4 protein-coding genes are annotated in these 10772 nt (G+C 54.9%); all 4 read left to right on the forward strand.

Going from position 1 to position 10772, the window contains the following annotated elements; all coding sequences use genetic code 11:
* Positions 1–80: 80 nt before the first annotated feature.
* Positions 81–1448, forward strand: a complete 1368-nt coding sequence (rpoN, locus tag MITSMUL_RS06750; protein WP_005841166.1) for an RNA polymerase factor sigma-54 — start codon at positions 81–83, stop codon at positions 1446–1448.
* Between the two features lie 429 nt (positions 1449–1877).
* Positions 1878–3143 (forward strand): NAD(P)/FAD-dependent oxidoreductase, encoded by a 1266-nt coding sequence (locus MITSMUL_RS06755; RefSeq protein ID WP_005841168.1) that lies wholly within the window; start codon positions 1878–1880, stop codon positions 3141–3143.
* Between the two features lie 270 nt (positions 3144–3413).
* Positions 3414–5156, forward strand: coding sequence for a ShlB/FhaC/HecB family hemolysin secretion/activation protein (locus tag MITSMUL_RS06760; RefSeq protein ID WP_211205220.1), 1743 nt, complete (start codon positions 3414–3416; stop codon positions 5154–5156).
* Between the two features lie 412 nt (positions 5157–5568).
* On the forward strand, positions 5569–10772 hold a 5204-nt coding region (locus MITSMUL_RS06765), incomplete at its 3' end, for an MBG domain-containing protein (protein WP_169627143.1).

The raw sequence follows: 10772 nt of genomic DNA on the forward strand, positions 1-10772 counted from the left end.
ATATTGGTGCAGTGGATTTTTTATGCTATAATTGATTGAGATATTTGAAAACCACAGGGCGCGAAGATTGAAGAAGGGGGGTGAGCGCCATCGAGCAGTCACTTGGCATGAATCTCTCGCAGCATCTGGCGATGACGATGCAGCTGCAGCAGGCAATCCAGATCCTGCAGCTCTCCTCGCAGGACCTCTGCGCGGTCATCGAAAAAGAATACCTCGAGAATCCCGTGCTCGAGATGGAGTATCCAACCGGGCGGCGGGAGCTCTACGAGCAGGACGGCAGCATGAACGTCCGGGCGCTCGCCGACTACCTCGACGGCGGCAGCAAGCAGCCCGCCTACTTCACCGATGAGGACGACCGTCAGTTCGATGCGGCCGCGCCGCTCCACATGACGCTGGAGGAAGAACTGCTCGAGCAGGTCAACTTCACCTTCAAGGAGAACGAGTACGAGCGCGCCGTGGCGACCTTCCTCGTCGGCTCGCTCGACAGCCGCGGCTACCTGACACTGCCGACGGCGGAGGCAGCCCGCGCGATGGGCTGCAGCGAGGCAGAGATCCTGCGCATCCTCGCCGTCATCCAGAGCTTTGAGCCCGCTGGCGTCGGCGCGCGCGACCTCGCCGAATGCCTGCGCCTGCAGGCCGAGCGTCAGGGCATTTACGAAGGTCTCATCGCCGCTGTCATCGACCGTCATCTCGACGAAGTCGCCGCACACCGCATCAAGGAGATTGCGGCAGCTGAGCACGTCGAGCCCGCCGCCGTGCAGATGGCCGTCGACATCGTGCGCCGACTCAATCCAAAGCCGGGCGCGGCCTACGGCACGGGTGCCCCTGCCTACATCACGCCGGACGTCATCATCCGGAGGGGCGAGCAGGGTTACGAAGTCGAGGTCGAGGAAAGTGACGTGCCGCAGCTGCACATCTCTGCGCTCTATCGGCAGTCCGATACCTTCGACAAGGCGACTCAGAAGTACATAGCGAGTCGCCTGCATGCGGCCTCATGGCTCATCAATAGCATCGAGCAGCGGCGCGCGACAATCCGCCGCGTCGTCGAGGAGATTGTGCGTCGCCAGCCGGCTTACTTCGAGAAGGGGCCTGCCTTCCTGCAGCCGATGACGATGAAGGACGTGGCCGACACCATCGGCGTGCACGAGTCGACCGTGAGCCGCGCCGTCGCCAATAAGTACGCCGAGCTGCCGACAGGCATCGTCGCGCTGCGCAGCTTCTTCACGCTGCGCAGCACGCGAAGCGAGACGGGGGAGGACGTCGCCGCGGCGCAGGCTAAGTCGGCCATCGAGGCCCTGATCAAGGGCGAGAACCCCAAGAAGCCGCTCTCCGACCAGAAGCTCTGCACGTTGCTCAAGTCAAAGGGCATTGCGCTCTCACGCCGCACCGTCATGAAGTACCGCGAGCAACTCGGTTACGACTCATCTGTCAAGCGCAAGCGCTACTGATATCGACTATACAGAATCCGAGAGACTGTTTCCGTCATTGCGATAGCCGGAAGCAGTCTTTTTCTGCATTCCTTCTATGCATGGAATGGCATAGCCATGACACATGTCGACAGAACAGATTCAAAATAGACAGAAAAGTAGAATGAAACGATAAGTTTGTGAAAAAAAGCGCAAAAACCGCTTGCAATGCGCGCGAAACGTGCTATCATAGTAGTCAAAAGAAAAACGGTGCTCTCGGCAGTGCAGATGCGAAAGTTACAAAAGGCGCGTTCTCTGCGATCTTGAGGCACAGTTATCATTACGCATGTGAAAAAAAGTTACGTTCTTGTATTTTTTTACTTGAAAAAGTTAATTTTTTCACTTTCACTACAATTATGCAATCATTTTTATTCGCCATTCGTTTGTGGGTGTCTTAGGGGAGGACTTATCATGCAGCAGAATCAGAAGAAACCACGTATTGTCATTGTCGGTGCAGGCTTCGGCGGCGTCAAGCTCGCCAAACTCTTTGCGAAGGAGAATGTTGACGTCCTGCTCGTCGACCGTCACAACTTCCAGCTCTTCCAGCCGCTCCTGTACCAGGTATCGACGGCAGTCCTCTCGACAGACGAAATCGCATATCCAGTCCGTGCGTTCTTCCGCAAGAGCAGGAACGTGGAGTTCTTCATGGCCAAGGCTGAGGGCGTCGACCAGGCCCGCAAGGTCCTGCTGACGAACCATGGCGAGATTGCCTATGATTATCTGATCCTCGCTGCCGGCGCGACGACGAACTATTTCGGCATGCAGGAAGTCGAGGCACACTCCTACGGCATGAAGACGCTGCAGGAAGCTCTGCACATCCGCAACCACGTGCTTCACATGTTCGAGCGCGCCAACAAGGAGACCGACCCAGAGGTGCGCCGCCGCATGCTGACATTCGTCGTCGTCGGTGGCGGCCCGACGGGCATTGAGGAGTCCGGCGCCCTGACGGAGCTCTTTGGCATCCAGCAGAAAGAGTTCCACAACCTCGATTTCAGCGAAGTCAGCGTCAAGCTCATCGAGGCCACGGCCAACGTCCTGCCGATGGTCGCACCGAATCTGCGCGAGCACGCCGTTAAGGTACTGCGCAAGAAAGGCGTCGATGTCATGCTCAATACGCAGGTCGTCGGCTATGACGGCAATGACCTCAAGCTCAAGGACGGCACGACGATCCCGACGCAGACGGTCATCTGGGCAGCTGGCGTTAAGGCTGTGCCATTCATCAAGGACTGCGGCGGCGAAGTCGACCGTGGCGGCCGCATCATCGTTAACGAAAAACTGCAGGTCGAGGGCAGCGACTGCGTCTTCGCCATCGGTGACTGCGCGCACTACCAGCACGGCACGGAGCGCCCGCTGCCGACTGTCGCACCGGTTGCCATGCAGCAGGCACAGACGGCGCACGACAACATCATGAAGCTCATCCAGGGCCAGCAGGACCTCGCGACGTTCCACTACAAGGACCTCGGCGCCATGGCCACGATCGGCCGCGGGGAGGCCGTCGTTGACAAGACGAAGATCAATCCGCAGATGACGGGCTTCATCGCATGGTGCGCATGGATGTTCGTCCATCTCCTGCGCCTCGCCGGTGCCCATGCCAACTTCACGGTTGCCATCAAGTGGACCTGGAACCTCTTCTCCGGCACGCGACTCGGCCGCATCATTACGAATATCAAAGACTGACATGTCTTTTTGGCAGGCAGTCTCCATCAGGAGACTGCCTGTTCTTTATTGTTGGACAAAATGAGGGCGTTTGTCTATTTACGTATTCTTGATGGTATTTAGAACTAATTTTTCTTAGTGAGCAGGAATTGGCGTTCAAGAGAGCGAAATATTCATTTGAATATAGGCAAACTCTGCTTCTGAGCACTTCTGGGAGCACAATAAACACCAAACAAACACGCTAATGGAATCTGAAAGAAGAACTCATGAAGAAAAGAGGAGTGGTTTTCAATGAAACATAGGAGACATGGCAGACATGCTGTCAAGAGCACGGGCGGTTGCATGGGCATGCTGGCTGCGGCTGTGGCCTTTGGCTTACTGAATATGGGGACGGCATCGGCAGCGCCGACGCCGGATGCTGGTACATTGCAACAGGACTTGCAGACAAAAAAGGAATTCGATAAACAGGATGTTTCGCTTGGCAATGCTGACATTCAGGTTGAGCAGGAGCAGCGCCCAAGCCTCGACTTGCCAGACACCCTGAAGGTTCAGGTTAATGACTTCAAGATTACGGGCCAGGATATCTACAGCGAGGAATCCCTCAAGAGCCTGCTCGCCGACAAGAAAGGCAAGCTCGTGACGTTCAGGGACCTGCAGGACGGTGCCGACACGCTCTCGCGCTACTTCCGCGACAAGGGCTACATCGCCGCTCACGCCTATCTGCCGGTGCAGAAAATCGAGAATGGTGTCGTCGAGTACGCCGTGACGGTCGGTCGCTTTGACGGCATCACGATCCAGAACAACACGAAGATCCATGAAAGCGTCATCAAGCGCGAGACGGCCTTCCTCAAGAAGGGCGACTACCTGACGCGCGCCAACCTCGAGCGCGCCGTCTGGTTGCTCTCCGACCTCGCTGGTGCCGATGCCAAGGCTGTCCTGACGACGGGCGAGGCCCCGGGCACGGTCCATGTGACGCTCGACCTCAATCCGCACAACGGCAAACAGGGCCTATTCTCTATCGACAATTACGGCAACCGCTCGACGGGCTACAACGAGTACGGCCTTGACTACGACTTCCTGAACCTCGCGCGCGAGGGCGATCATCTGGCTGTCGGCATTACGACGACGGGCAACGAGCTCTTCAACTGGGGCGCCAACTACACGATTCCGGTTATCCGTGACGGCATGAAGCTCACGGCGGGCTACAATGTCCTGACGTACCAGCTCGGTGATGACTATCAGGGCCTTGACGCACTCGGCCATTCGCGCGTCGCTTCGCTCGGCCTCGACTACGCCATCCAGCGCAGCCAGCGCCACAACCTCTACACGGGCATCCGCTATGAGTACAGCGACATCCAGGATGAGTACCGCGATATCCCACAAATCGGCAAGTATGCCGACAAGACGGGCCATGCAGGCGTCCTCTCGCTCTACGGCGACGAGCAGGACCGCAAGGGTGCGACGAATTGGCGCTTCGAGTACAAGATCGGCCACATCGGCAATGATTCTTCGAGCGCGTGGAGCGATGCCTTCACGCCGCCTCAGACGCTCGGCACCTACAACAAGGTCCGCGCCAACATCCTGCGCCGTCAGGACCTCAACGACCGCACGTATCTCTTGCTCTCGGCCCGCGGCCAGTATGCATTCAACAACCTCGACTCCTCAGAGCACTTCTCCATCGGCGGCCCGTACGGCGTACGCGCTTACCCGACGAGCGAAGCTTCGGGCGATACGGGCTATCTGACGCGCGCAGAGCTTCGCTGGCTCCTGCCGCTCGGTGCCAAAGACCAGCAGCTGCACCTCGCCTCGTACCTCGAGCATGGCGGCGTCTGGATCAACAAGGACAGCAGCATCAATCCGGGGGCGAAGAACCACCGCAACCTCCAGGGCATCGGCGTCGGCCTGATCTGGTCGCGCTATGAGGACTGGTTCCTGCGTGCCGACTACGCTTGGAAGCTCGGCTCCGAAGAACCGACGAGCGACACGAGCCACACGGGCGGCCGCTTCTGGATCCGCGGCGGTGTCTACTTCTGATAACCGACGATCTATAAATCCACAATCCCATATGATGCAATCGCTTTGATTGCCTTCACTGCAGAAGAGCAGGACCCTTGTCGGCCCTGCTCTTTGCTGTTAGAAGGGAAAACCTTACATTATCCGCATTAATGAATGACGTGTATAGTATTGAAATATCGTATAATTAAAATTTATTTCTCGCATTGTGTCTGGTTCAAAATTTTAGTATAATATAAATAGAATAGTGCGAATAATATAGTTGTCTATCTGCACGATACCGCTATAACAAGATGCACTATCAGGAGTGTAAACTAGAAGAGGAGCAGATGGGTTTGCCTATATCGATCTGTTTTTCTGGTTTTGTAAGATAGGAAGAAGAAGATATTTACGCATTGAAAACGAAAAGAGGGGAACCAAAATGAAACGAGCGATGCGAAGAAGAAAGACTTGGCAGCGCCAGGCCGCAGCGATTACCGCTGCGATGATGGCGATGTCGGTCGGCGGTATTGCGTATGCGATGCCGCAGGGTGAAGTCATCCGTTCCGGTAAGGGCGAGATCACGCGTCAGGACAAGGACATGACGGTCAACCAGGATTCCAAACGCCTGGCAATCGACTGGTCTGGCTTTGACATTGCGAACGATGAGCGTGTGACCTTCCGTCAGCCGGACAAAGACTCGGTAGCATTGAACCGCGTGGTCGGCGATGCTGCATCCGTCATCGATGGTACGCTCTCGGGCAACGGACATGTCTATGTCATCAACCCCAACGGCGTGCTGTTCGGCAAGAATGCCAGTGTTGACGTTGGTTCGCTCGTCGCTTCGACGGCGAGGATCAGCGACAGCGACATGACGAACTTTGCGAATGCAGACGGCATCACGATGGCGATTCCCGAGGATTCTTCGGCTAAGGTCATCAACGCCGGTACGATTCGCGCAGAGGGTGGCCTCGTCGTGCTGCATGCGGCAGAAGTCGAGAACAGCGGCACGATCACGAACCCCGAGGGTACGACGGCTCTTGCAGCAGCGCGTAACCTCAGCCTGTCCGCTGATACGGCAGGGAAAATCAACTTCACCGTTGACGGTGCACTTGCCAAGGCAAAGGCACTCAACAGTGGTATGCTCAAGGCAGATGGCGGCTATCTCGTCATGACGGCAAGGAGTGCCGGCGATGTCATGAGCACGGTCGTCAACAACACGGGCACGATGGAAGCAAAGACCCTGCGTCAGAACGAGAAGGGTGAGATCCTTCTGGACGGCGGCGATAACGGCATTGTCGAGCTGAACGGCACGCTTGATGTATCCGGCATGGAGGCCGGGCAGAGTGCAGGCTCGATCAAGGCTATCGGCGCAGAGACCCACGTCGAGGACGGAGCGACGCTCCATGCAATCGGCGCAGTAGACGGCGGCCTCATCGAGACCTCCGGCGACTATCTCGAGATCGGCGATAACGTCGACATCGACGCAGCAGGCAAGACCGGCAAAGCAGGCGAGTGGCTGCTCGATCCGCTTGATGTTGTGATTTCGGCTTCGCGGCCTGACAATGCTACGGCTGGCAATGCTACGGATAATACGGACGGTCGTTCGTATTCGCTTGGCAATGTGACGAATGAGAGCAGGACAAGCTGGGTTAACAGCAAGACGGTCAGTCAGCTTTTAAGTAAAGGAACAAATGTACGTGTAGAATCGGCTGACATCAACAAGGCTGCCTCGATTTCGGTTAATTCGACTATTGAAAAGACTGGAACGAAAGAAGCAAGCTTTACGCTTGAAGCACAGCGCAACATCACGATCAACAAGGATATCACTGCCAAGGATGGAAAGCTGAATGTCACCTTGAATTCGGATACAGATGGTGATGCAATTGGTGCGGTCATCATCAATGCCAACATCAAGACAAATGGTGGTAATTTTACGTCCGGCAGCGGTGGAACTCGTCACTACGACAGATATAATAGACTTATTGGTGCGGGCGATCCATCTAAGGGAACTGTTGGTACATACTTTGGCAATGGCGGTGCTACTGGCAATCGTTCTGTTACGACGAATGGCGGTGCAGTCAATCTTTACGGCGACGTTGCCATTGGCTTGAATGGTGGAAAACTCACAATTGATACGACGAAGGAAGATGGCACGGGCGGCCTTGTCAATATCACAGGCACGATTGAGTCCGGCAACTCCTATACGCTCTATTACCAAGGAAAAGCCGGTTGGGACGATCTGGTCAAGAAGTATGCGATGGAGCATGGATTCGAGACGACTGCCACCAAGTATACTGGGACGAGAGCCAAGAAGATAGAATTGGGAGATACATATTACACTATCAGCGAGGATGGTCTGTCTATTGAATGGCATCAAGCTGGGTGGAGAGACACTGACGTCATTGGTACGACTCAGTATACTTCTTATAAAACGAGTCGAGTAACGATAAACCGGACATATACCGCTGAAGAATACAACCGTTTATCTGCAACTAACAAGTCCGACATGTCCCACCGTATTGCGAATTCTTGGGAAGCGGCGAAATGGCTGGCTCAGAATGGTACTGGTGGCGGTTCGGCTGTAAACGATACGTATCTGGCAACGATTACTTCTTCGCTTGAGAATTCGCTTGCAGCACCGCCTGGCGAGATTCCGCTCTTCGTCGGCGGTAAAGGCAGTGGGAGTTCTGTCAGTCCAATAGATTCCGAACATAGAGACGGTTATTATTGGGTTACTGGACCGGAAGGTGAGGCCCCTGGCGGTAAAGGAACGAAGTTTGCGGATAACAGTGGCACTCCACTGCAAAACTATTACGCTAAATGGCATACTGGCGATTCTGAGACTTCTCATTCCACGACGACAGAGCCGAATAACAGTGGTCCGTATGTAACCGTAGGCTATGGTGTCACTTCGAACTGGGACGATGTTGCTACTTCGGCCGGAACGACAAAGGGCTTTGTCCAGGAGAAGAATCTGGCTCATTCTGGTCTTGAAGTGCAGGCTGGCAGCGGTCGGGTCGATTTGAAGGGCAATGCCGGATTGTCAGTGGGCTTGAAAAACCTCACAATCAATACGACTGGTAACGTGACCGTTGGTGGCGGAAAATCTGCTGCTGGCACTACGTACACTGGCCAGATCCGTACGGATGAAGGTGTTTCGATTCATGGAGCAGACGTCACTGTAGGCGACCGCATTACCTCCATCAATAACGGCGTCGATATCCAGGCTACGGGCAACATCCATGTCGATGGTATCACGGCTCATGAGAATATCAACCTGACCACGACGGGTGAGAATGGTGTTATCGAACTGGATAGTGAGTATAACGACGGTTCGCTGAAGACCGATTCGCAGGACAACGATGCTGTTGTCATCGACGTACAGGGCAAGAATGGTTCGTTCAAGAATCTGACGACGGCAGAGAAGAATGCCATCAAGACGGGCAAAGACGGCAACTGGAAAGTCTATTCCTACTCGCCAGATGCCGATACGTTCTCGCCAGATGCCGATACGTTCGGCACGAACCTCAACAGTGGCACAAACGCACAGTGGGGCGCAACGAGTACTTCGTATTCGGCAAGTGAAAACGACGGCAACAAGTACATCTTCCAGGTAAAGCCGACTGTCTATGTCACCGCCAAAGACATGAAGAAAGTCTATGGCGAAGAACTGACGAATGACAATGTCACGACCACCGCTGAAGCAACCTTTACCGGACAGGATAACAAAGAGCATAACGTCAACGAATATACAGATGCCTTCAACGAAGGCAACGTAGCCGACTACTACAATGGCAGCGGCACGTTCACGAGCGAAGGCTGGGCAAAGACCGCAACGCGTACGGGCGGCGTCAAAGCACCGGCCAGTGAACCCAAGAACAATGCGATTTACAACATCAAAGCCACTTCAGATAGCTACAATCTGACGGATCTTGGTAAAACGAGCGGCTATGCCGATGCAACCACAAAAGATGGCGGCACCGTCGAGATTTTCAGACGCCAGATCAACGTCAACGGCAGCGGCAGCCAGACCTACGGCAACGCAACCATCAACGACTGGAAACTCACTGCATCGCTCACCGGCGATCAGGAAGGCGTACCGAGCGGCGCCGACGCCATTGTCAATGACGATAAGCTCGACGAGAGCACCGGTAACCTTTCCATCAAGTCCGGCAGCAGCTATGCTGAGAATCAGGCCGGTCGTACGACAGCAGACGCTAACCCAGATCCGTATGAAGATGCTGTCAACATGAAAAATGTCGGCTTCGAGAATGGTGCAGGCGTCAACTACGAAATCGTCAAGGCACAGGGTGACCTTAAAGTCAACAAAGCAGCGCTTACGATTAATACGGAAGACAAGACGACGACGTATGGTACGGTCGACAAGGACTTCAAGTCGGATATCAAGGGCCTGACGAACGGCGACGATAAGTCGATCGTGAACCTGACGTATGCGACGAAGGGTTACCTCAGCGATACGAAGACGAACGACGTTGGTGACTATGACATCAATACGAGCGTCAACGAGCTGAAGAACTATGACGTCAAGACGAACACGGCGAAACTGCACATCAATAAGGCAGCGCTGTTCGTTAATACGGACGACAAGACGACGACGTACGGCACGGTCGACAAGGCGTTCACGTCGGATATCCAGGGCTTGACGAATGGCGACGATGCGTCGATCGTGAACCTGACGTATGCGACGAAGGGTTACCTCAGCGATACGAAGACGAACGACGTTGGTGACTATGACATCAATACGGGCGTCAACGAGCTGAAGAACTATGACGTCAAGACGAACACGGCGAAACTGCACATCAATAAGGCAGCGCTGTTCGTCAATACGGACGACAAGACGACGACGTACGGCACGGTCGACAAGGCGTTCACGTCGGATATCCAGGGCTTGACGAATGGCGACGATGCGTCGATCGTGAACCTGACGTATGCGACGAAGGGTTACCTCAGCGACACGAAGACGAACGACGTTGGTGACTATGACATCACGACGAGCGTCAACGAGCTGAAGAACTATGACGTCAAGACGAACACGGCGAAACTGCACATCAATAAGGCAGCGCTGTTCGTCAATACGGACGACAAGACGACGACGTACGGCACGGTCGACAAGGCGTTCACGTCGGATATCCAGGGCTTGACGAATGGCGACGATGCGTCGATCGTGAACCTGACGTATGCGACGAAGGGTTACCTCAGCGACACGAAGACGAACGACGTTGGTGACTATGACATCACGACGAGCGTCAACGAGCTGAAGAACTATGACGTCAAGACGAACACGGCGAAACTGCACATCAATAAGGCAGCGCTGTTCGTTAATACGGACGACAAGACGACGACGTACGGCACGGTCGACAAGGCGTTCACGTCGGATATCCAGGGCTTGACGAATGGCGACGATGCGTCGATCGTGAACCTGACGTATGCGACGAAGGGTTACCTCAGCAATACGAAGACGAACGACGTTGGTGACTATGACATCAATACGAGCGTCAACGAGCTGAAGAACTATGACGTCAAGACGAACACGGCGAAACTGCACATCAATAAGGCAGCGCTGTTCGTCAATACGGACGACAAGACGACGACGTATGGCACGGTCGACAAGGCGTTCACGCCGGATATCCAGGG

The organism is Mitsuokella multacida DSM 20544, assembly GCF_000155955.1.
GTDB lineage: Bacteria > Bacillota > Negativicutes > Selenomonadales > Selenomonadaceae > Mitsuokella > Mitsuokella multacida.

Coding starts and splice junctions, on each gene's coding strand:
- MITSMUL_RS06755 (WP_005841168.1), top strand. CDS start 1,878: ATGCAGCAGAATCAGAAGAAACCACGTATTGTCATTGTCGGTGCAGGC.
- MITSMUL_RS06760 (WP_211205220.1), top strand. CDS start 3,414: ATGAAACATAGGAGACATGGCAGACATGCTGTCAAGAGCACGGGCGGT.